The organism is Paenirhodobacter sp., assembly GCF_047600745.1.
Classification (GTDB): domain Bacteria; phylum Pseudomonadota; class Alphaproteobacteria; order Rhodobacterales; family Rhodobacteraceae; genus Rhodobacter.
Genome location: NZ_JASGKI010000004.1, coordinates 1,200,667 through 1,222,969 on the forward strand (window position 1 = coordinate 1,200,667; position 22,303 = coordinate 1,222,969).

At 66.5% G+C, this 22,303-nt stretch carries 22 protein-coding genes; 10 read left to right on the forward strand and 12 right to left on the reverse strand.

Annotated elements, in window-relative coordinates:
- Window positions 1-21 precede the first annotated feature (21 nt).
- Both QM789_RS14655 and QM789_RS14660 read left to right on the forward strand, forming a co-directional pair.
- Window positions 22-1,035, forward strand: a complete 1,014-nt coding sequence (locus tag QM789_RS14655) for a hypothetical protein (RefSeq protein ID WP_420352603.1) — start codon at window positions 22-24, stop codon at window positions 1,033-1,035.
- Between the two features lie 11 nt (window positions 1,036-1,046).
- A complete protein-coding gene (locus tag QM789_RS14660; RefSeq protein ID WP_420352604.1) occupies window positions 1,047-1,844 on the forward strand; it encodes a 23S rRNA (adenine(2030)-N(6))-methyltransferase RlmJ in 798 nt (265 codons plus the stop codon).
- 3 nt (window positions 1,845-1,847) lie between these two features.
- On the opposite strand, the gene QM789_RS14665 is transcribed toward QM789_RS14660, so the two are convergent.
- The 4 genes from QM789_RS14665 to fsa all read right to left on the reverse strand — a co-directional run bounded on the left by QM789_RS14665 (window position 1,848) and on the right by fsa (window position 5,038).
- Window positions 1,848-2,546 (reverse strand): CDP-alcohol phosphatidyltransferase family protein, encoded by a 699-nt coding sequence (locus QM789_RS14665; RefSeq protein ID WP_420352605.1) that lies wholly within the window; start codon window positions 2,544-2,546, stop codon window positions 1,848-1,850.
- Window positions 2,547-2,636: 90 nt separating this feature from the next.
- On the reverse strand, window positions 2,637-3,572 hold the full coding sequence (locus QM789_RS14670) for a tyrosine recombinase XerC (protein WP_420352606.1): 936 nt from the start codon (window positions 3,570-3,572) through the stop codon (window positions 2,637-2,639).
- Window positions 3,554-4,264 (reverse strand): DUF484 family protein, encoded by a 711-nt coding sequence (locus QM789_RS14675; RefSeq protein ID WP_420352607.1) that lies wholly within the window; start codon window positions 4,262-4,264, stop codon window positions 3,554-3,556. Before QM789_RS14675 ends, QM789_RS14670 begins: the two co-directional genes overlap by 19 nt.
- A 120-nt stretch (window positions 4,265-4,384) precedes the next feature.
- Entirely contained in the window at window positions 4,385-5,038 is a 654-nt protein-coding gene (gene fsa, locus QM789_RS14680; RefSeq protein WP_420352608.1) for a fructose-6-phosphate aldolase, read from the reverse strand.
- Window positions 5,039-5,103: 65 nt separating this feature from the next.
- Here fsa and QM789_RS14685 point away from each other — a divergent pair, with 65 nt between their 5' ends.
- From QM789_RS14685 to rimO, 3 genes are all read left to right on the forward strand, one after another.
- Entirely contained in the window at window positions 5,104-7,278 is a 2,175-nt protein-coding gene (locus tag QM789_RS14685) for a primosomal protein N' (RefSeq protein WP_420352609.1), read from the forward strand.
- Window positions 7,279-7,398: 120 nt separating this feature from the next.
- Window positions 7,399-8,055, forward strand: a complete 657-nt coding sequence (locus QM789_RS14690) for a GcrA family cell cycle regulator (RefSeq protein ID WP_420352610.1) — start codon at window positions 7,399-7,401, stop codon at window positions 8,053-8,055.
- 66 nt (window positions 8,056-8,121) lie between these two features.
- Complete coding sequence (gene rimO, locus QM789_RS14695) at window positions 8,122-9,522, forward strand: 30S ribosomal protein S12 methylthiotransferase RimO (protein ID WP_420352611.1); 1,401 nt, start codon at window positions 8,122-8,124, stop codon at window positions 9,520-9,522.
- A 3-nt stretch (window positions 9,523-9,525) separates the two neighbouring features.
- Here the strand turns inward: rimO and radC are convergent, their stop codons facing one another.
- From radC to QM789_RS14720, 5 genes are all read right to left on the reverse strand, one after another.
- Window positions 9,526-10,341: a RadC family protein gene (radC, locus tag QM789_RS14700; RefSeq protein WP_420352612.1), complete on the reverse strand. Its 816-nt coding sequence runs from the start codon at window positions 10,339-10,341 to the stop codon at window positions 9,526-9,528.
- A 123-nt stretch (window positions 10,342-10,464) separates the two neighbouring features.
- On the reverse strand, window positions 10,465-10,701 hold the full coding sequence (locus QM789_RS14705) for an Lrp/AsnC family transcriptional regulator (protein ID WP_420352613.1): 237 nt from the start codon (window positions 10,699-10,701) through the stop codon (window positions 10,465-10,467).
- Window positions 10,702-10,755: 54 nt separating this feature from the next.
- Complete coding sequence (locus QM789_RS14710; RefSeq protein ID WP_420352614.1) at window positions 10,756-12,291, reverse strand: ATP-dependent DNA helicase; 1,536 nt, start codon at window positions 12,289-12,291, stop codon at window positions 10,756-10,758.
- A gap of 925 nt (window positions 12,292-13,216) precedes the next feature.
- Window positions 13,217-13,876 carry a DUF1523 family protein gene (locus QM789_RS14715; RefSeq protein ID WP_420352615.1) on the reverse strand — a complete coding sequence of 220 codons (660 nt, stop codon included), beginning with the start codon at window positions 13,874-13,876 and terminating at the stop codon, window positions 13,217-13,219.
- A gap of 7 nt (window positions 13,877-13,883) precedes the next feature.
- A complete protein-coding gene (locus tag QM789_RS14720) occupies window positions 13,884-14,159 on the reverse strand; it encodes a hypothetical protein (protein ID WP_420352616.1) in 276 nt (91 codons plus the stop codon).
- Window positions 14,160-14,430: 271 nt separating this feature from the next.
- On the opposite strand from QM789_RS14720, the gene QM789_RS14725 reads away from it, so the two are divergent.
- Entirely contained in the window at window positions 14,431-14,931 is a 501-nt protein-coding gene (locus QM789_RS14725; RefSeq protein WP_420352617.1) for a GNAT family N-acetyltransferase, read from the forward strand.
- A 3-nt stretch (window positions 14,932-14,934) separates the two neighbouring features.
- Here QM789_RS14725 and phaR read toward each other — a convergent pair whose 3' ends face one another.
- From phaR to phaC, 3 genes are all read right to left on the reverse strand, one after another.
- Window positions 14,935-15,483: a polyhydroxyalkanoate synthesis repressor PhaR gene (gene phaR, locus QM789_RS14730; protein ID WP_420352618.1), complete on the reverse strand. Its 549-nt coding sequence runs from the start codon at window positions 15,481-15,483 to the stop codon at window positions 14,935-14,937.
- A gap of 157 nt (window positions 15,484-15,640) precedes the next feature.
- Complete coding sequence (locus QM789_RS14735; RefSeq protein WP_420352619.1) at window positions 15,641-16,099, reverse strand: phasin family protein; 459 nt, start codon at window positions 16,097-16,099, stop codon at window positions 15,641-15,643.
- 159 nt (window positions 16,100-16,258) lie between these two features.
- A complete protein-coding gene (gene phaC, locus QM789_RS14740) occupies window positions 16,259-18,010 on the reverse strand; it encodes a class I poly(R)-hydroxyalkanoic acid synthase (protein WP_420352620.1) in 1,752 nt (583 codons plus the stop codon).
- Between the two features lie 143 nt (window positions 18,011-18,153).
- Between phaC and phaZ the strand changes: the two genes are divergently transcribed.
- The 4 genes from phaZ (at window position 18,154) to QM789_RS14760 (ending at window position 22,182) form a co-directional block, all read left to right on the forward strand.
- A complete protein-coding gene (gene phaZ, locus QM789_RS14745) occupies window positions 18,154-19,419 on the forward strand; it encodes a polyhydroxyalkanoate depolymerase (protein WP_420352621.1) in 1,266 nt (421 codons plus the stop codon).
- A 320-nt stretch (window positions 19,420-19,739) separates the two neighbouring features.
- Window positions 19,740-20,444: a metal ABC transporter ATP-binding protein gene (locus QM789_RS14750; protein WP_420352622.1), complete on the forward strand. Its 705-nt coding sequence runs from the start codon at window positions 19,740-19,742 to the stop codon at window positions 20,442-20,444.
- Window positions 20,441-21,292 carry a metal ABC transporter permease gene (locus QM789_RS14755; RefSeq protein WP_420352623.1) on the forward strand — a complete coding sequence of 284 codons (852 nt, stop codon included), beginning with the start codon at window positions 20,441-20,443 and terminating at the stop codon, window positions 21,290-21,292. The genes QM789_RS14750 and QM789_RS14755 overlap by 4 nt, the downstream gene beginning before the upstream one ends.
- 11 nt (window positions 21,293-21,303) lie before the next feature.
- Window positions 21,304-22,182 carry a metal ABC transporter solute-binding protein, Zn/Mn family gene (locus QM789_RS14760; RefSeq protein ID WP_420352624.1) on the forward strand — a complete coding sequence of 293 codons (879 nt, stop codon included), beginning with the start codon at window positions 21,304-21,306 and terminating at the stop codon, window positions 22,180-22,182.
- Window positions 22,183-22,303 lie beyond the last annotated feature (121 nt).

A 22,303-nucleotide genomic window follows, 5' to 3' on the forward strand; every position in this document is an offset into this window, starting at 1 on the left:
GCGAGGTGCGACAGGATCCGGATGACCGCTCTCAAGCAATACGAGAGGCTAGAGGCGCTCGGCATCTGGCGGGAAGGCGCGGATGTCCAGCGTCGCGAGGTCATTTGCTCCTTCGGCGATGCCACGCTGGTGATTTTCGACGGCCGCTCGAACCGGCCTCTGGCGCATTGGTCGCTGGCGGCGCTGGTGCGGCGCAATCCCGGCAAGATCCCCGCGCTCTATGCCCCTTCGGCGGAAGAGGGGGAGGATCTGGAGATCGAGGACCGCGACATGGTGGCGGCGATCGACAAGCTGCAATCCGCGCTGGAGGCCCGCAGGCCGCATCCCGGGCGGCTGCGCGGGCTGCTGATCTGGGCCGTCGCGGAGCTGGTTCTGGCGGGGCTGATCTGGCAACTGCCCACGGCGCTGATCGGGCAGACCGCCCGGGTGACGCCTGCCGCGAAGCGCAGCGAGATCGGGGCCGCGATCCTTGCCGATATTGCCAAGACGACCGGTAGCCCCTGCCATTCCACTGCGGGCGATGCCGCGCTGACACTGTTGTCCGAGCGGCTTCCCGGTCAGCGCCAGATCGTCATCCTGCCACGTCCGGTCTCGGGCGGAATGGTCCTGCCGGGCGGTGTGGTCGCGGTCGATCGGCGCACGATCACCGGGCCGGACTCGCCTGCCGTCATCGCCGGGGCGGTGATCGCCACGGAACGCGCGCATGCGGCGGAGGAGCCGCTGCTGCGGTTCCTGAAATGGGCGGGCGTCCGGGCGGCGGCGCAACTTCTGGTCACCGGCAGCCTGCCCGAGGGCACCGAGCGCGGTTATGGCAAGGTGCTGCTGGACAATCCGCCCGCCCCGCCCGATACCACCGCCCTGATCGACGCCTTTACCGCGGCGGGGGTGCCAACCGCGCCCTATGCCTATGCGCTCGATGCGTCGGGCGAGAGCGTGCTGCCGCTGATCGAGGGCGATCCGTTCCGTGGCAAGCCCGCGCCCAAACCGGTCCTGGACGAGGCGCAGTGGATTTCGCTTCAGGACATCTGCAACTGATCCGAGGAACCATGCTGTCCTATCAACATATCTATCATGCGGGGAACCTGGCGGATGTGCACAAGCACGCGCTGCTGGCCGCGATGATCGACTACATGACCCGCAAGGACAAGCCGCTGAGCTATCTGGAAACCCATTCCGGGCGGGGGCTCTATGCGCTGGACGCGGCGGAGGCGGTGAAGACCGGCGAGGCGGCGGCGGGGATCCGGCGGGTGGACCGGGCGGGCTGGTTCGCGCCCGATCACCCCTATGCGCGGGCGCTGGCCACGGTGCGGGCGGCGCATGGGGCGGCGGCCTATCCCGGATCGCCGCTGATCGCGGCATCGCTGCTGCGACCGATTGATTCGATCCAGCTTTGCGAGTTGCATCCGCGCGAATTCGCGGCGCTGCGCGAGGCGATGGCGCCCTTCGGCGGGATCCTGCATCACAAGGACGGGCTGGCGATGGCGCTGGCCATGACCCCGCCGGTGCCGCGCCGGGGGCTGCTGCTGATCGACCCGTCGTGGGAGGTGAAGACCGATTACGAGACGATCCCGAAGCTGATCGGTCAGGTGGCGCGGAAGTGGAACGTGGGGGTGATCGCGCTGTGGTATCCGCTGTTCGCGCCCAGCGTTGCGGTTGCCCCGGCACAAAAGGCAATGGCGCGGGCGCTGCGCGCGGCGCATCCCGAGGCGCTGATGTCCGAGGTGCATTTCCCGCCCGCCCGCGAAGGGCATGGCATGACCGGCTCCGGCATGTTCATCCTGAACCCGCCCTGGGGGCTTGAGGGCGAGGCGCGGCGTCTGGCGGAGCTGTTCGGCGGGTTGTAGCGTCTAATGTGCGCGGCGTTCGGGCACGATCTGCTGCACGATGCCCACCAGCATCAGATAGACCGAGGTCACGACCAGACCCCAATGGGCGATATGCCCCTCCGCGAAATCGAGCCAGGCCGCCCAGGCGGCGAACAGCGTCCAGGCGAAGGCGATCGGTAGCGAAAGCCAGCGCCAGCGTTCCGTCCGGGTCGGGTGGATGAACTTCAGCGGGAAGAACATCGCCACCGCCAGCGCCAGCACGACCCCGAGGATGGTCCAGTATCCCGGCTGCAATGCGAACATCACCAGCGCCACCATATTCCAGCAGGCGGGGAATCCGGAGAAGGAATTATCCTTCGTTTTCATGCGGGTATCGGCGAAGTAGATGACACTCGCATAGGTGATGGCGATGATCGCCAGCCACCCGGTCCAGCCCGGCAGAAGGCCCGACTTGAACAGCGCATAGGCCGGGATGAACACATAGGTCAGGTAATCGACGATCAGGTCCATCAGCACGCCGTCATAGGTCGGCCAGTTGTGCTTCGTGTCGAACTTGCGCGCCAGCGGCCCGTCGACCCCATCGACGATGAGCGCGACCACCAGCCACAGGAACATCAGCGCCCATTTCTCCTCGACCGCGGCAAGCATGGCGAGCATCGAAAGCACCGCGCCGGTAGCGGTCAGCAGGTGAACGGAAAGGGCTTTGAGGCGAATATCCATGGCCTCTCTCTGCCCCAAAGCGCCCACGCGTGCAAGGCGCGGCAACGTTTCCTGGCCGACGGGCGCCGCCCGGTGATCAAAACCCGCGCATCAGGCGCGTGGATGGGCAGCGCGATAGACCTCCATCAGCCGCGCCGTATCGACCGCCGTATAGATCTGCGTCGAGGAGAGGCTGGCATGGCCCAGAAGCTCCTGAATCGCGCGCAGGTCACCGCCGGCGGCCAGAAGATGCGTCGCGAAACTGTGCCGCATGGCATGGGGTGTCGCCGTCGCCGGCAGGCCGAGCGCGCTGCGCGCCCGCTCCATCGCCAGCGCCACCAGCCGCTGATTCAGCGGCCCGCCCCGCACACCGCGAAACAGCGCCACACCCGGCTCGACCGGCCAGGGGCAGAGCCGCAGGTAATCCGCCACCGCCTGCCGCGCGGCGGGCAGGACCGGGACCAGCCGCTCCTTGTCGCCCTTGCCACGGATGCGCAGCACCTCGGGCAGCGGGACATCCGTGCCGGTCAGGCCAAGCGCCTCGGAGATCCGCAGCCCGCAGCCGTAAAGCAGCGTCACCACCGCGGCATCGCGGGCGGCAACCCATGGCTCCATCGACTGCACCTCGACCTGTGAAATCATCGCCTTCGCGCCATCCACGCTCAGCGGACGCGGCAGCCGGGCGGGGAATTTCGGCGCCCGCGCCGAAAGGACATGGGTCGCGTCGAACCCCTCGCGGTCGGACAGCCAGCGGTAAAAGCTCTTGACCGAGGACAGCGCCCGGGCGAGCGATCGCGAGGACAGCCCCCTGCCCCGCTCATGCGCCATCCAGGCCCGCATGTCGGTTTGCGACACCTGCGCCAGACGCGCCACGCCCAGACTCTCGCCCTCATGCTGATGCAGAAAGCCGAAGAACCCCGCCACATCGGCGCGATAGGCCGTCACCGTATGATCGGACGCGCCATCCAGCGCCCGCAGATGGTCGATCCACTGCGCCAGCAGCGCGCCCAGAGCGGGCGAAAATCCCGTCACGCCAACGCCAGCCACCGCCGCATCACCCGCTCGAACGTGGCCGCGAAGAAGGCCAGCAGATCCGTCCCCTGCGACGGCTTGAACTGCGCCGGATCCTCGGCCCCCAGAACCAGCATCCCGGGCAGCCGCCCCTCGCCGAGGTCAAGCCGCATCAGCGCCTCGGACCGGATCCATTCCACCGCCGGGCCGAAGACCGCCACCCCGTCCGGATGGGTGCGCCGCAGCACCACCCCGCGCGCCGGGCGCCCACGCGTTCCGCGCATGTAGTCCTGCACGAATCCGGGCGCGGCGACCACCAGCGACTCGCCCAGCCGGGTCAGCGCGGCGTCCTTTGCCTCCTGCGTCGTCTCCAGCACCAGCCGCAGCGAATCGACCCGCAGGATATCGGTCACGTCACCCGCCAGAAGCTGCATGAAATCGGCGAAATCCTTCGCCTCCAGCAGCCGCAGGATGGCGCGGTGGATCTGATTCGTGCCCGCCAGATTTTCATAGGCGGCGGCGATCACCGTGCGGTGGGTATCCTCCAGCCGGTCAAGCCGCCGCTCCAGCCGCTCCATCGCCACGCCGCGCAGGTCGATGACGTTTTCGCCCATCGCGCTTTGCGTCGCGGTGATCAGCGCGCGCATCAGATCCTGATCACCCAGGATCACCTCCGGATCCGCGATGATCTTTTCGCGAAGCTGTGCCGCCAGTCCCATGTCATTCATCTGCTCTGCCTGCCTCTCCGGATTTTTTCCGACGCTGCCACAGATCTGGTAAATTTTGCGTGGATAATTCTGATCGCGCGGATTTATGGCCCGCAGGGTCGCCCACGGGCCACAGGTCGATCAGACGATCTTCTGCCCGGTCTTCGCCCAGTCCTTCAGGAACTGATCGAGCCCTTTGTCCGTCAGCACATGGTTCGCCATCGCCTTGATCACGTTCGGCGGCGCGGTGATGACATCGGCGCCGATCCGCGCCACATCGGTGATATGGTTGACCGAGCGGATCGAGGCGGCCAGAATCTCGGTCCCGAAATCGTAATTGTCGTAGATCGTGCGGATATCTTCGATCAGCTGGATCCCGTCGAGGTTGATGTCATCGAGCCGCCCGATGAAGGGGCTGATGAAGGTCGCGCCCGCCTTCGCGGCAAGGATCGCCTGCGCGGCGGAGAAGCACAGCGTGACATTGACCATATGGCCTTCGGATGCGAAAGCCTTGCAGGCGGTCAGCCCGGCCCAGGTCAGCGGCACCTTGATCGCGATATTGGGGGCGATCTTGGCGAGTTTCAGACCTTCGGCGATCATGTCCTTCGCTTCGGTCGCGACGACCTCGGCCGAGACCGGACCGGAGACCATATCGCAGATCTCCCTGGTGACTTCGAGAATGTCGCGCCCGGATTTCAGGATCAGCGACGGGTTGGTGGTGACGCCATCCACCATGCCAAGGTCGTTGAGTTCCTTGATCGCGGCGACGTCGGCGGTATCGACGAAGAATTTCATGGGGGTTCTCCTCTGCTCTTGCCGCTGTGATAGCGCAAACCCGGGCGCGGTTCTAGGGTGGTTCCATGCCTGAGCCCGGCTGGTATGAGGAGGGCGCGCGGATCGCCGTCCTGACGGCGGAGCCGATCGGCCGCCCGCTCGACTATCTCGCGCCCGAAGGCGGCTGCGCGCCCGGCGCCTTTGTCGAGGTGCCGCTGGGTCCGCGCCGGGTGATGGGCGTCGTCTGGGGGCCGGGCGGCACATTCGACGCCGCGCGGATCCGGGCGGCGTCGCGGGTTCTGGACGTGCCGCCGATGCGGGCGGAGTTGCAGAAATTCCTGATCCGGATGGGCGACTATACGATGACGCCCCTGCCCGCGATGCTGCGCCTGGCAACGCGGACGCCGGGCCTATTCGACGCGCCGGGCGCGCGCAAGGTCTATCGCCTCTCCGGGCGCGATCCGGGGCGGATGACCGAGGCACGCGAGAAGGTGCTTGAGGTGCTGCGCGGGCAGGACGGGCTGTATCTGGGGGAGCTCGCCGAAATGGCGGGGGTGACGGCGCAGGTCGTCAAGGGGCTGGTCAAGGCCGGTGCGGTCGAGGAAACCGAGGAGCCGCGCGACCTGCCCTATCCGCGACTGGACCCGGAACGCCCCGGCAAGGCGCTCTCGGACGAACAACGCACGGCGGCGCAGGCGCTGAGGGGTGACGGTTTCGGGGTGACGCTGCTGAAGGGCGTCACCGGTTCGGGCAAGACCGAGGTCTACCTTGAGGCGGTGGCCGATTGCCTGCGGCGCGGGCGGCAAGCGCTGGTGTTGCTGCCGGAAATCGCGCTGACCACCGAATTCCTCGCGCGGGTCGAGGCGCGCTTTGGCGCGCGGCCCGGCGAATGGCATTCGGGCGCCACGCAATCCGAACGGCGCAGGCTGTGGCGGATGTGCGCGGAGGGCGGCGTGCAGATGGTGGTGGGGGCGCGCTCGGCGCTGTTCCTGCCGTTTCGCGACCTTGGCCTGATCGTCGTCGATGAAGAACACGACGGTTCCTACAAGCAGGAAGAGGGCGTGATCTACAACGCCCGCGACATGGCGGTGCTGCGGGCCTCCTTCGCCGGGGCGCGGGTGGTGCTGGCCTCGGCGACGCCCTCGCTCGAAACCTGGGTGAACGCCGACAGCGGCAAATATGCGCGGGTCGATCTGCATGCGCGGTTCGGGGCCTCGGAACTGCCCGAGATGCGCGCCATCGACATGCGCGAGGAACGGATCGAGCCGGTGCACTGGATCTCGCCCACGCTGGTCGGCGCGATGCAGGCCCGGCTGGCAGAGGGGGAGCAGGCGATGCTGTTCCTCAACCGGCGCGGCTATGCGCCCGTCACCATCTGCCGTGCCTGCGGCCATCAGATCGGCTGTGACCATTGCGACGCACGGATGGTCGAGCACCGCTTCCAGAACCGCCTCGTTTGCCACCAATGCGGCGAAACGAAGCCGATTCCCACCGTCTGCCCGGCCTGCGGGGTGGAGGGGAAACTCGCCCCGGTCGGCCCCGGCGTCGAGCGGCTGGCAGAAGAGGTGAAGGAACGTTTCCCCACGGCCCGGGTGGCGGTGCTGTCGTCCGATCTGTTCGGCTCTGCCCGCGCGCTGAAGGCGGCGATCGGCGATATTGCCGGGGGCGGCGCGGATATCATCATCGGCACGCAGATCGTGGCGAAGGGGCACAACTTCCCGCGCCTGACGCTGGTCGGCGTGGTGGATGCGGATCTGGGGTTGCAGGGCTCGGACCTGCGCGCGGCGGAGAAGACGTTTCAGCTGATGCGGCAGGTGGCGGGGCGCGCGGGGCGGGCCGAACGGCCGGGGCTCGCGCTGCTCCAGACCTATCAGCCCGAACATCCGGTGATCCGCGCCATTCTGGGCGGCGACGAAGAGACCTTCTGGCGGGCCGAGGCCGAAGCCCGGCGCGCGCAGGGCGTGCCGCCCTTTGGCCGGATGGCCGGGATCATCCTCTCCGGACCCGAGATCGCACCGCTGTTCGAGATCGGCAACGACCTCGCCCGCCGACAGCAGCCGCTGACCCGGATCGGCGCGCAGCTGTTCGGCCCCGCCCCCGCGCCCATCGCCCGGGTGCGCGCGCGGTTCCGGGTGCGGATGCTGATCCGCGCCGACAAGGCGGCACCGCTGCAACCGGCGATCCGGGCCTGGCTCGGGCAGGTCAAGCTGCCCCATGGCGTGCGGCTCGCGGTGGACATCGACCCACAAAGTTTCCTGTGACCCCTCGCCCCTTGAAATCCGGGGGCGGCGCTTGTATCTCGGACCGTCCCCGCTAGAATGGGAAGAACCCGCCGGGGCCGCCCGCGCCCGCGCCCCGTGCATGATGACGAAAGGCTGCCGATGTCCTGGACCGATGAACGCGTCGAGCTTCTGAAGAAGATGTGGACCGAAGGTCAGTCCGCCAGCCAGATCGCAAAGGAACTGGGCGGCGTGACGCGCAATGCCGTGATCGGCAAGGTCCACCGGCTGGGCCTGTCGAACCGTGTCGAAGGGGCCGCTGCGTCCACCCCCGCGCCGCAACCCGTGGCCGCGAAGCCGGTGGTCGAGGAGGTCGCGCCCGAACCCGTCGCGCCGCCGCGCCCCGAACCGGCGCCGCAGCCCGCCCCGGCCGCCGCCGCCGCGCGCCCCGAGCCCGTGGCCGCCGCGCCCGTGCGCCCGGTGCCGCAGCCCGCGCCGCAGCCGCGCCCCGAACCGCCCGCCGTCGTGCAGCCGATGCGCCGCCCGATCGTGCCTGCGGGTCAGCCGCTGCCGCCGCAACCCTCGCTGAACGAGATCAGCCCGGAGACGCTCGCCTCGGTGCGCGAGGTCGAGAAGCGCGCCCGCAAGATCAGCCTGATGGAACTCACCGAACGCACCTGCAAATGGCCGATCGGCGACCCGGCGACCGACAATTTCTATTTCTGCGGCCTGCCGAGCCAACCCGGCAAACCCTATTGCGAGGCGCATGTCTCGGTCGCGTTCCAGCCGATGAGCGCGCGCCGCGACCGCCGCCGCTGAGGGTGCCGATGTCGTGAAACACCAAAGGCGGGTCCGAGGGCTCGCCTTTTGCCTTGAAAGCCAGACATGTCCAGCAATCCGCCGAACCTCCGCCCCGACCTTGCGCCGCTGCCGCGGTTCGATGCCGCGCCCCGCCCCGGTCAGCCGACGATCGGCATGGTCAGCCTGGGCTGCCCGAAGGCGCTGGTGGACAGCGAACGGATCCTGACCCGGCTGCGCGCCGAGGGGTATGCGATCAGCCCGGATTACAAGGGCGCCGAGGCGGTGATCGTCAACACCTGCGGCTTCCTCGACAGCGCCAAGGCCGAGAGCCTTGAGGCGATCGGCGAGGCGCTGAAGGAAAACGGCAAGGTGATCGTCACCGGCTGTCTGGGCGCGGAGCCCGAATTCATCACCGGCGTGCATCCGAAGGTGATGGCGGTGACCGGGCCGCAGCAATATGAACAGGTGCTGGACGCGGTGCATGGCGCGGTGCCGCCCGCGCCCGACCCGTTCGTGGACCTGCTGCCCGCGACGGGGGTGAAGCTGACGCCGCGGCATTTCAGCTATCTGAAGATCTCCGAGGGCTGCAACCACGCCTGCAAATTCTGCATCATCCCGGACATGCGCGGCAAGCTGGTTTCCCGCCCCGCCCATGCCGTTCTGCGCGAGGCAGAGAAGCTGCTCGATGCCGGGGTGCGCGAACTGCTGGTGATTTCGCAAGACACCTCGGCCTATGGGCTGGACCGGAAATACGACCAGAACCCCTGGAAGGGCGGCGCGGTGCGCAGCCATATCACCGACCTGACCCGCGAAATGGGCAAGCTGGCGCAGGGCACCGGCGCCTGGGTCCGGCTGCATTACGTCTACCCCTATCCGCATGTGCGCGACCTGATCCCGCTGATGGCGGAGGGGCTGGTGCTGCCCTATCTGGACATCCCGTTCCAGCACGCCCACCCCGATGTGCTGAAGCGGATGGCACGGCCCGCGGCCTCGGCGAAAACGCTGGACGAAATCGCCGCCTGGCGCGCGGCCTGCCCGGACATCGTGCTGCGCTCGACCTTCATCGTCGGCTATCCCGGCGAAACGGAAGAGGAATTCCAGTATCTGCTGGACTGGATGGACGCGGCGCAACTGGATCGTGTCGGGTGTTTCCAATATGAAAACGTCGCCGGGGCGCGGTCGAACGCCCTGCCCGATCATGTGCCGGACGACGTGAAACAGGACCGTTGGGACCGTTTCATGGAGAAGGCGCAGGAGATTTCGGCCGCAAAGCTCGAAGCCCGCGTCGGTCAGATGGAGCAGGTCATCGTGGACAGCGTGGATGACGAAGGCGCCACCTGCCGCACCCGCGCCGATGCGCCCGAAATCGACGGCAACCTGTTCATCGACGAAGGGTTCGAAGACCTGCGCCCGGGCGACATGGTGACGGTCGAGGTCGAGGAAGCCTCGGAATACGACCTCTGGGGCCGCATCGCCGACCGCTGACGCTCAGATCAGCCGCGCGCCCCGGAACGAGACCTCGGAGTCCTTGCCGATGATGATGTGGTCATGCACCGAAACGTCGATCGCCTCGCACGACGCGATGACGCGCAGGGTCATGTCGATGTCCTCGCGGCTCGGCGTCGGATCGCCCGAGGGGTGGTTGTGGACCAGAATCACCGCGCTTGCGTTCAGTTCCAGCGCCCGCTTCGCGACCTCGCGCGGGTAGACCGGAACATGCCCGACCGTCCCGGTGCCAAGCGCCTCGTCCGCGATCACGGTATTCTTCCGGTCAAGGAACAGCACGCGGAACTGCTCGGTCTCGCGATGCGCCATGCAGGTCCGGCAATAGCTGATCAGCGCGGCCCATGAGGACACCACCTCGCGCTGCAACACCCTGGCCTGCGCCATCCGCTGCGCGAAGGCATCCACGATCCGCAGTTGCAGATAGACCCAGCGATCCGCCCCCTCCACTTGCAGGATCCGGTGCTCGGAAGCCGCGATAACCCCATTCAGATCGCCGAAGGTCGCCAGCAACCGCTTTGCCAGCGGCTTCACGTCGATCCGCGCGATGGCATTGAACAGCAGCAGCTCCAGCAGCTCGTATTCCGGCATCGGCAGGTGCCCGCCCTCCAGAAAGCGCGTGCGCAGCCGTTCGCGATGCCCCCAATAATGCGGCCGCGCCGCCCCCGTCTCATCATGCAGCAGCCCGCCGCCCGCCGCGACCTCCGGCCTCAGGCGTGCCGTCATGCGGAAGTCGCGCACCGGCTCCGTCACGGCATCCGGCGGGGGCAGTCGGGCATCCAGATCCTCAAGCCCGCGCATTGCCGCTTCCGAAAAGCCATACGGTCGTCTGTCCTGCATCTGCCCAACCCAAGGTATTCCAGCCGTTCCCGCACCATGGGCCAATCAGGGTTAATCATTTGCTAATGCCGGAGCGAAAGGCCTTCAGAATGCCTTGAAGGTCATCGTCGTCAGCGTGCGGCTGATGCCCGGAATGTCGAACAGCGACTCGCTCAGGTAATGGCCGACGTCCGCCTCATCGGGCACATAGATCTTTGCGATCAGGTCGAAATCGCCCGAAGTGGAATAAAGCTCGCTCACCACCTCGCGCTCATAGATCGCATCGGCGACCTCATAGATCTTGCCGGGGGTGCAGCGGAACTGAACGAATACGCAACGCATCGGGGCCTCCTGTTTCGCGCCAGACTAGGCCCGCAGGACGCCGAGGGAAAGCCCTCACTCCTCCGCCTCAAGCCGCAGCGCGGCAGGCCCGGCGGGCAGATCCTCGATCGACAGGGCCGCCGCCGGACGCGCCAGCATCGCGCGTGTCACCCACAACAGGCGCTGCTCGGCCCGGGTGATGGCGACATAGGCCAGACGTTTCCACAGCGGAATCCCCGCCTCGGTCCGCCCCGCGCGGCTGGCCGCATAAAGATCGGGAGCAAAGACCTGCACGTCGCGCCACTGGCTGCCCTGCGCCTTGTGGATCGTCACCGCCGCGCCATGCAGGAAGGCCGCCCCCATCTTCGCGGCATAGGGGATGAAGGGCTCCTCTTCGTCCGGGCGCTCGATCTTGATGATCGAAGCGGCGGAGAGCCGCGGATCCTCCGCCCCCATCACATGCAGCCGCGAAAACCCGGGCTTGCGCCCCGGCCCGAGGTAAATCACCTGCGCGCCCTTGATCAGGCCCCGCGCCTCAAGGTCGATGCGTTTCTTGCGGTGCTTCAGCGGCAGTTCGATCCCGTCGCAGATCAGCGGCTCGCCGGGCAGGAGCGCATCGGCGGGCGCGCCATGCGCCGCACGGAACGCCTGGATCAGCCGGATCCGGGTGACGTTGCGCCACACCAGCACCGGCGAGCGCGCCATCAGGTCGCTCTCCACCCGCTCGGCCCAGACGACGCGCGGGTCACTGCGGGCACGGTCGCGGATCATGCCTTCGAACGCCTCGAAGGTCAGGCTGTCATCGGCCAGCGCATGGGCCAGGTCGAGAATCGGATTGTCCTGCGTCTGCCGGTGGATCCGGTGCAGGACATGTTTCGCCGCTTCGGGCAGCCGCTCGAAACACATCTCGCCCGACTGGTTGACGGGCGCGAGCTGCGCCGGATCGCCGAACAGCACCAGCGTCGGGAAGATCTCCCGCAGGTCGTCGAACTGCCGGGTGTCGAGCATCGACGCCTCATCGACGAAACCGATATCCAGCGGATCTTCCCGCCGCTTCCAGCCCTGAATGAAATCCGACCCGCGCAGCCCCGCCGAAGCCAGCGCCCCGGGGATCGACTTGTGCAGGTCATAGAACGCCTTGGCGCGGTCCAGCACCTCATCCGTCAGGCCCATCTCGCCCAGAAGATCGGGCTTCGGCCGCTCGCCCTGCCCCGCCAGCCATTCCGCGATCCGCTCATATTCCGGATCGTAGACCGGGGTATACAGGATGCGGTGGATCGTCGTCGCCGGCACCCCGCGCGAGCGCAGCACCGAAGCCGCCTTGTTGGTCGGCGCGAGGATCGCCAGCGTGCGGCGCTCGCGCTTGCGCCGGCTCTCGAAATCGCCCGAAACGATATCGACCCCGGCCTCTTCCAGCGCCTTGTAAAGGCTGGCCAGAAGCATGGTCTTGCCCGAACCCGCCTTGCCGATCACCGACAGCACCCGGTTGCCGCCCGTATCCGGCACCAGATGGCCCTCGACAATATCGACGCCCGCCGCCTCCAGCGCGGAAGCCACGGCGTCCCAGGCTTCGGCCTGATCTTCGGAAAAACTGATCGCGGGGGATGTCATGGCGCGACCTTACATGCCGCCGCAGGCGGGGCAAAGGCCCGGCGCACGATTTTCCCGCGCCTGCCGTCATCCGGGCCCTTCCCCACGCAACTGCGGTGCCCCCCACGGCAGGAGCGAGACCGACAAGAAGATGCCGACCGTGAGCGACATATGGACGGCAGCCCGCGCCTGGCCGGAGACGCGCAAGGCTTCGGCCCTTTCATCGGCGGGCGCTTCCCCGCCCCGGACGAGACACCCCATCCGCTCGGCGTGACCCTCGCCACCGGTGGCGGCGGTGATGTCGCCACCGGACTGGAGCGCCCTGCCCGACTTCGAGCAAGCGAAATGGCGCCATACGATCGCGCGCAACCTGCAAAACCACGCCCAATTCCCGGCCACCCGCTCCGCGCGGCCCACGCCGATGTCGCCCTAGCCACGCGGCTGTTCCACCATCACTGTCGCGCGGCCCGCACGCCCCCTTCGGCATCTGCACGCGGATCCGCTCCCCGACCTTTTCTCAGACCACCTGCCCCCCGAGGCCCCGAGGGCTCTGCCCGAGCCGGAGACGGGGCGGCTCGATGCCGCGCCGGATCCGCCCCCCCCCCGCGGCACCCTCGACCAGAGCATCGGCGGCGCGGACAAAGCCCCCGCACTCCGCAGGGCCTCGCCCCGCTCGCAACGACATCCGCACCGCATCAGCGGCCACGCCCGCGCCCAGGTGCTGTGCGTCATCGCCGAAACCCTCGCCGCCCCGCGTGCGGGATTTGAAGCCCTCGCCTCCGGCGAAACCGACGCGGCCCTCGCCGCAGGCGGCCGCGCTCCGGTCCCGGGCTCGGCCGCCTGATGAACCATGCGAACCCGCCACCCGGCGCCGCCAATATCCGCAGCGGCCCATGCGCCCGGCCCGCAACCCGGCGCGTCCGGCACCAGACCTGCCCTGCGGCGCCTAGCGGCGCCCGAACAGACGCTGCTTGAAGCGCCACCAGGCGCCCTTCGCCCGCTTTCCCGCCGCCTCGGCACGATAGCCCACCTCGTCCATCGCCTCCGACGTGTTGCGCATCAGCGGGTCGATCGAGCGTTCGACGAACTGCCGCCACATCGCGCGCAGCAGCAGCACCAGCACCAGCAGCATGACCAGAATGACGATCGTCGCCCAAGGGATGATCCGCACATCCGGCCCCGCCACCGGCTTGATCGACACCGCATTGGGGAAGATCGACAGGAACTGGTTACGCCAGCCATAATGCGTGACAACCACCCATTTCGGCGCTTCGCTGGTCGATTTGATGTCATCCGCCCGGGTCTGCAACGAGGCCGTGTCGAACTTGAAATAGGGTGGCCAGGACCAGCCGGTATCCTCGTTGCGATAGACGATCGCCTTCCCGTTCGGCCGCACTGCCTGAATGAACTGCACATCGCGGTTCGTCAGTCCGCGCGCCTGATCGTCCGGATGCGACCAGAAGATCCGCGTCCAGTCGTTCAGATCCTTCCGTTCCTGATAGGTGCCGACGATCCGCACGATGTCATGCTGCGGCAAGGTGTAGTGCAGAAAGCCCCCCACCAGCAGGACGACCAGCGCCCAGAACGTCCATTTCACATAGCGCATAGCCGCCTCACCCGTGATAGTTTATCCATATGATCACGCCGATCATCGCCGTGACCGGCACGATATAGACCAGCCAGATCAGCTTGCGCCGCAGGCTTTTCTCATAGGCCGCCAGACCCGTTTCGATATAGGTCTCGCGCGGGCCGAGATCCGCCCCCCGCACCGCATCCCAGCGTTTTTCCAGCTCTTCGCGCCGCAACGACCGGCCATAGATCCGCACCAGCCAATACAGCAGCGTCAACGCCACCAGACCAAACACGAACAGCCGCGCAAAACCGATCATCCCACCCCCTGTTTTCTCCGGGATAGCGGTTTCCGCGGCGGCACGAAAGCCTTTCCACGATAACGAAGCCGGAAGCGAAAGCCGCTCCGCACGGCCCCACATGTCCCTCCAATCGCCCGAAAACGTGCAGGTTCGTTAACAGTTCCCGAATCCCCTCCCCCGGCGGCGCGGAAACATTGATCGTCCCCCGGCAGCGGAAGACAGTTTTCGGCACAGGCCCGATCGCCCCGCATCCATCGCATGACGGGCTGAAACCACGGAGAATTCGCCGATGAAGCTGCGAGAGGTGACCGAAGGGGATCGCCTGTTCATCTCGATCCTGTTCCAGACCGCGTTCGGCGAACCGGGTCCGTTCCGCACGCTCGAAGCCCTGCGCGCCGACGGCCATCTGCCGCTCGAACTCGTGGCGCTGGACGCGGCCACCGACAGGATCGTCGGGCATATCTCCTTCGCCAGCCTGATCGCGCCCGAAGGCTGGTGGACGCTGCTGCCCATCGCCGTCGTCCGCGACCGGCAGCAGAGCGGGATCGAAACCGAAATCCTGCGCTATGGCCTCGACCGGGCGCGGCAGGCCAGGGCACAGGCTATCGTCGTCGCGGGCGGCGGGCATCTTGCGCGGTTCGGCTTCTCGGCGAAGGCCGCCGAGAAGCTGTCTCTCCCGGGCAGCCGCACCGCCCTGATGCTCTTCCCGATCGCGGCGGGCACGGCGGGCATGCGGGCCACCCTGATTCTGCCGGACGCGCTCAGCACATTGCGGACGGCGGCGGAGTGATCGCTACAGTTTCGACAGCTTCGACTGCAAATCGGCAAGCTGCTTCTTGATCGCGTTCAGTTCCTCGCGGTCGGAGGGTTCGGCCGGTGTCTCCGGTTCCGACGCCGGCTTGCCCCACCCCGCCATCATGGATTTCAGAAAGGCCTGCTGCTGACGCTGAAGCGCCTCGAACCCCGGCATGGAGGCCATCGGGTTCGGAAAGCTGCCAAAATTCTCCATCATCTTCGACTGCCCCTCGCGCAGCATCTCGAACGACGCGGCCAGGAACTGCGGCACGACCGATTGCGCCTGCGTCGTATAGCTGCGCACCAGATCCGTCAGCACATCGACCGGCAGGACATTTTCCCCCCGGCTTTCGTGTTCGGCCACGATCTGGAGCAGATATTGCCGGGTCAGGTCGTCGCCGGTCTTCAGATCAATGATCTGCACCTCGCGCCCGGCGCGGATGAACCCGGCGATATCCTCAAGCGTCACATAATCGCTGGTCTCGGTGTTGTAGAGCCTGCGGCTTGCGTAGCGTTTGATCAAAAGGGGTTTCGCGTCCTCGGCCATGTCCTGTCCCTCCCTGACAATCTGCGCAACCGCATTACGGCATTGCAGAAAGATTAGGCCCGTGGGCGCTGCAAAAGCAACAAAAGAAAAAGGGGCAGGTTTCCCTGCCCCTCAGGTCCGTGTCCCGGCCGGGAGGAGGAGGCCGGTTCGCGGCAGATTACTTCGGCGTCGCGACGGTGGAGGTGGCCTTCTTCGCGACGGCGGTCACTTCCTCGGTCGCCTTCTTGACCGCAGCGGTCGCGTCTTCCGAGATGTCCTTGCCAGCGGCCAGCATCAGTTCGACGGTTTCCATCTGCACCTTCTTCGCCACTTCGGCGAAAGCGGCCAGGTTTTCCGCGGCGATTTCAGCCGAGGACGAAGCGAAATCGCTCAGAGCCTTGGCGTATTCCGCCGGCTCTTCCTTCTTCTCGGCCAGGGAGCCGATCTTCGCGATCGCGTCCTTGGCCCATTTCGAGGTGATCTCGGTCGACTTCTCTGCGGCGTCGAGGGCGACCTTGGCCATCTTCTCGCCGAGGGCGGCCTGCGCCTTGAACGCATCCTGGAACTTGGCGGCGTCAACCGGAGCGGAGGCCATCATGTCTTGCAGGATCTTGGTGAAGTCTTGGGTCTTGGCCATGTTTGTCATTCTCCGACATCTGGGGGCCCGAATTGAAACGGCGAGGACCCGTTCGCTTGGAGAAGACAATAAATGCTGCGGCGCAGCATTTCAACGGGGAATGCTGCGCCGCAGAATATTAATAGGCGGATTTCCGCCGAAATTACGCGAACGTCAACGTCACACCTTGACGACTTCCTTCACATAATCCCCGGGGGCCGGAACCAGAACCGGATGCTTCGCATCGCCGGGTTCGCGCGCCGCAATGCGCGCGCCGGAGTGGCCCGCCAGCCATTCCCCCCAACGCGGCCACCAGCTTCCGTCATGCCGCACCGCCCGGGCCTTCCATTCCTCCGGATCCTCGATCGGCGCCTCGGAGGTGTAATGGCCGTATTTGCGCTTGCTCGGCGGGTTGATGATCCCGGCGATATGGCCCGATTCGGACAGGATGAAGGTCTTGTCCGCCGAACCCATCTGGGCGATCCCGTTGAACGAGGCGACCCAGGGCGCGATATGGTCCGTCTCGCAGGCGATCGCCATCAGCGGCACCTTCACCTCGGAAATCTTCAGCACCTCGCCCAAAACCGGCAGGCCCTTCGTGGTGAACAGGTCATCCTGACACAGGCCGCGCAGATACTCCCGCGCCATCCGGCCCGGCAGGTTGGTAGAATCGCCGTTCCAATACAGCAGGTCGAAGGCCGGCGGCGTTTCCCCCATCATGTAGGTGCGGATCGCCGGCTGATAGATCAGGTCGTTGGCCCGCAGGAAGCTGAAGGTGCGCGACATGAAGTAGCTCGACAGCACGCCGTCCATCTTCAGCTGCGCCTCGATCCCCGCCAGGAAATCGTCCTGCAAATAGGCGGTGAACTCGCCCTGATCCGAAAAATCCGTCAGCGTGGTGAAGAAGGTCGCCGAGCGGATCGAACGGTCCTTGCGCTTTTCCATCAGCGCAAGCGCGAGGCTGAGCGTCGTGCCCGCGATGCAGTAGCCGACCGCGTTGATCGCCTTTTCGCCGGTGATCTCCTTCACCTGCGCGATCGCGGTCAGGAAACCCTCCGTCAGATAGGTGTCGATACCGACATCGGCATAGCTCGGATCCGGGTTCTTCCAGCTGACGACGAAGACGGTGAAACCCTGATCGACGGCCCAGCGGATCAGGCTGTTCGCGGGCTTCAGGTCCAGGATGTAGAACTTGTTGATCCAGGGCGGAAAGATCAGCAGCGGCGTCTTGTGGACGGTATCGGTGGTGGGCTTGTATTGGATCAGTTCAAACATGCGGTTGCGGAACACCACCGCGCCCTCCGCCGTGCCGATGTTTTCGCCGACGCGGAAGGCGTTGCGGTCGGCCAGCGTCACCAGAAGGTCGCCGCCGTTCTCCTCGATATCGCGCACGAGGTTCTCCAGCCCGCGCACGAGGCTTTCCCCCTCCGTCTCCACGGCCTTTTCCAGCGCGTCCGGGTTGGTCGCCAGAAAATTGGTGGGGGCCATCATGTCGACAAGCTGGCGCGAGAAATATTCCAGCCGCCTGCGGTTGATCTCGTCGAGCCCCTCGATTCGCCGCACCGCATCCTCGACCGCGCGGGCCGAGATCAGATATTGCTGCTTGATGAAGTTGAAATAGGGATGGGTGTCCCACAGCGGGTTGGAAAACCGCTTGTCCTTCGGCCCCGGATCGGCGGGCGGTTTCAGCGCGCCCTGGGTGAAGGCATGGGCCGCCTCGACGTAATGCTTCATCGCCTGACCCCAGAAATTCACCTGGGCCTCAAGGAGCCGCGCCGGGTTGTCGGCCATCTCCTTCAGCAGCGCCGCGCCCGCATTCAGATACAGATCCGCCCCCGGCCCCTGCAATGCGGGATTCGGCATCCGGCGGTGCGACAGGGCCTCGAACAGCCGCTTTGTCAGAGCCTCGACCCTCTCAAGGTTCTCTTTCATCCTGCTTGACGCTACGGAATGCGCATCATCGCTAGTTGTCATGTTCCTCGCCCCCTCTTATTTCATCACAAAAGCACAGCTCCGGGTGATTTCAAGAGCAAAGCGGCGTTTCGCCCCTGCTCGCCCAGAGGAGGGGAGGCGCGATGAAGGAAATGATGAGCTACGACCTGATGGAGACCATCAGGAACACCAACGAATGGATGGGGGCTTCCGCCCGGGCGATGGCCTCCTATCCGGTCTGGGGCCTGGTGCCGCATCCGATGTTCAAGGCGCTCTCCGCCTGGGGCCGCGTGACGGAGCGCAGCTTTGCCCGCATGGTGATCAAGCCGGACTGGGGCATCCGCTCGGTGCCCGCGCAGGATGGCCGCGACCATGTGATCTCCGAGGAGACCGTTCTCGACCGGCCGTTCTGTACGCTCGTCCATTTCAAGGCGCAGGGCCGCCCCGCGATGAAACGCCGCGTTCTGGTCGTGGCGCCGATGTCGGGCCACTATGCCACGCTGACGCGCTCGACCGTGGCCAGTCTGATCCCGGATTGCGAAGTCTATGTGACGGACTGGAAGAACGCCCGGGATATTCCGGTCTCCGCGGGCAAGTTCGACATCGAGGACTATACCCTCTATCTCGTTGATTTCCTGCGCGCACTCGGGCCCGACATCAACGTCGTGGCGATCTGCCAGCCCGCGCCGCTCGCGCTGGCGGCGACCGCGATTCTGGCCGAGGACGAGCCCGAAGCGCAGCCGCGCGCGCTCGTGCTGATCGGCGGGCCGGTCGATCCGGACGCCGCCGCGACCGAGGTCACCGATTTCGGTCGCCGCGTCACGATGGGGCAGCTTGAGCAACTGGTGATCCAGCGGGTGGGCTTCAAATACCCGGGCGTCGGGCGGATGGTCTATCCGGGGCTGATGCAGCTTGCCTCGTTCATCTCGATGAACCTCGACAAGCATACCGATGCCTTCCAGTCGAAGATCATCGCCGAAGCCAAGGGCGAAGGGTCCGAGCGCGACAAGCACAACGTCTTCTATGACGAATACCTTGCCGTGATGGACATGACGGCGGAATTCTACCTCTCGACCGTCGAGCGGATCTTCAAGAAGGTCGAGATCGGGCGGAACTGCTTTACCGTCGCCGGGCGCGCGGTGGACATCGGCCGAATCACCACGACCGCCGTCTATACCGTCGAGGGTGAGAACGACGACATCTCCGCCCCCGGCCAGTGCATCGCCGCCCTGCGTCTGTGCACCGGCCTACCCGAGAGCAAGAAGGCCAGCCATCTGGAACCCGGCGCGGGCCATTACGGCATCTTTGCCGGGTCGAGCTGGCGCAACCATATCCGGCCCAAGCTGTTGCAGTTCTTCGACGAACAGGCCGCGCCGAAACCAGCCGCCACGCCGATCCGGGCCGTCTGACCGCCCGCCTCCCCTGTGCGCGCCTTGTGCGCAGGGGAAGTCGGCGTTGGCCGCCATGCGCCGCGCGGGTGGATCGGGGCGGCTGATGCTGGCCGGAAAATCGACGATTCGGACAAGGGGGGATCCCGGCCTTGTGACCCGGTGACGGTCTCGTCGTCTTGCAAAATGTAATGTTATGACATAATCACTTCGCGAGTCGCAGGATGCAGGGGGTGTTTGATGTCGATCGGGGATCCGTTGCTGGCGGGGGTCGCGTTCCGGCTGGTGATCGCCCTTGCGCTGAGCGCCGCGCTCTGGGTCGGGCTGTGGTGGATCGCGTGATGATTTCCTTCACGGATCTGACGCTCTCCTATGACCGCCAGCCCGCCGTCCACCACCTGAGCGGAAAGATCCGGCGCGGCGCGCTGATGGCGCTGGTCGGGCCGAACGGCGCGGGCAAGACCACGCTGATCCGCGCCATCGCGGGCGATGGAATCACCGCCGAGGGCACGCTGCGCGTCGGGACGAAACGCATCGGCTGGCTGCCGCAGCGGGCCGAGATCGACCGGAATTTCCCGATCGACGTCCGGGGCTTCGTCGCGATGGGGCTCTGGGCAAAGGCCGGGGCCTTTGGTGCCATCGGCGGCACGGCGCGGATCGAGGAGGCGCTCGAAACCGTGGGCCTGCCCGGCTTCGGCCGCCGCCCGCTCACCGCATTGTCGGGCGGCCAGATGCAGCGGGTGCTGTTCGCCCGGCTGATGTTGCAGGACGCGGACCTGTGCCTGCTGGACGAACCCTTCGCCGCAGTGGACAGCCGCACGACCGAAGACCTGATGGCGCTGATCCAGAACTGGCACGCCGAAGGCCGCACCATCGTCGCCGTCATGCACGACCTCGACCTCGTGCGCCGTGGCTTCCCCGAGGCGCTCTTGATCGCGCGCGAAAAGATCGCGCAGGGCCCCGCGCGCGACGTGCTGAGCGAAGACAACCTCGCCCGCGCCCGGCGGGTTCTGGCGCATGACGAAGCGATGCGGAGCGCGGCATGACCAGCTTTTTCGATTACATCTTCATGCAGCGCGCCCTGCTCGGCTGCGCCGCGATTTCGATCAGCGCTGCGCCGGTGGGCTGTTTCCTGACCCTGCGCCGGATGAGCCTGATGGGCGATGCGATGTCGCATGCGATCCTGCCCGGCGTGGCGGTGGGGTTTCTGGTCTCGGGCCTGTCGCTGGGTGCGATGACTTTGGGCGGCATCGTCGCCGGGTTCGCGGTCGCGGCGCTGACCGGCGCGGTCACCCGGCTGACGGCGCAGCGCGAGGATGCTTCGCTCGCCGCCTTCTACCTCATCTCGCTGGCGCTCGGGGTGCTGCTGGTGTCGCTCAAGGGCTCGAACATCGACCTGATGCACATCCTCTTCGGCACGGTGCTGGCGCTCGACGATGCGGCGCTGGTACTGCTGTGCCTGACAGCGACGATCAGCCTGACCACGCTCGCGGTGATCTGGCGGCCGCTGGTGCTCGAATGCGTCGATCCGACCTTCCTGCGCTCGGTCAGCCGCTGGAGCGGGCCGGTGCATTTCATCTTCCTCGCCCTCGTGGTGCTGAACCTCGTCGCGGGGTTTCAGGCGCTCGGCACGCTGATGTCGGTGGGGATGATGATTCTGCCCGGCCTCGCGGCGCGGTTCTGGTGCCATACGCTCGGGCCGATGGCGGCGCTGTCGGTGGTGTTCGGGCTGGTGGCCTCGGTGGGGGGGCTGGTGCTGTCCTTCGTCTGGGCGCTGCCCTCCGGCCCCGCGATCACGCTTTCGGCGGGGGGGATCTACCTCGCCTCGCTTCTTCTGGGCCGGGCGGGCGGCATCGTGCCGCGCTTCCTGCCCGGCAAACATATCCATCAGTGAAAGGAAACCCCATGCTGACACGTCGCACTCTGCTCGCCTCCGCCGCGATGGCGCTGACGCTGGCCACCGGTGCCCAGGCCGCCGAGCCGGTGAAGGTCGTCGCGACCTTCTCGATCATCGGCGATCTGGTCCATCAGGTCGGCGGCGACCATGTTGCCATCACCACACTGGTGCCGGTCGATGGCGATGCGCACGTTTACCAACCGACGCCCGCGGATGCGAAGGCCGTGGCGGCGGCGCAGGCCGTCTTCGTCAACGGGCTAGAGATGGAAGGCTGGCTCGACCGGCTGATCTCCGCTTCAGGCACCAAGGCCGAGGTGGTGACCGTGACCAAGGGGATCGAGCCGCTCGAATTCACCCGCGAGGAGGAAGAAGAAGACCACGACCACGCGGGGCATCATCACCATATCGAGGATCCCCACGCCTGGCAGAGCGTGAAGAACGCCGAAATCTATGTGAAGAACATCGCCGACGCGCTGGAAAAGGCCGACCCCGCCAACGCCGCCGCCTACAAGGCGAATGCCGCGGCCTATGAGGCGAAGCTCAAGGCCCTCGACGCCCATATCCGCGAAGTCGTCGCCACCATCCCGCAGGAACACCGCACCATCGTCACCTCGCACGACGCCTTCGGCTATTTCGGCCATGAATACGGGCTGGAGTTCAAGGCGCCCGAAGGGCTGTCGACGGAATCCGAGGCATCGGCCGCGGATGTCGCCAAGCTGATCGACCAGATCAAGGCCGAGAAGATCCCCGCTATCTTCATGGAAAACATCACCGATCCGCGCCTGATCGAGCAGATCGCCCGCGAGACCGGCACGAAGATCGGCGGCACGGTCTATTCGGATGCGCTCTCCCCGCCGATGGCCCGGCGCCGACCTATATCGACATGATGACCAACAACATCACCATGTTCGCCAATGCGCTGAAGTAACCCCTCCCGGATGGCCGTGCGCGGCGCGGCCATCCGCGGCATCTTGCCCACGGGCCGGGCCTTGCGCGCAGGCGGGCGAT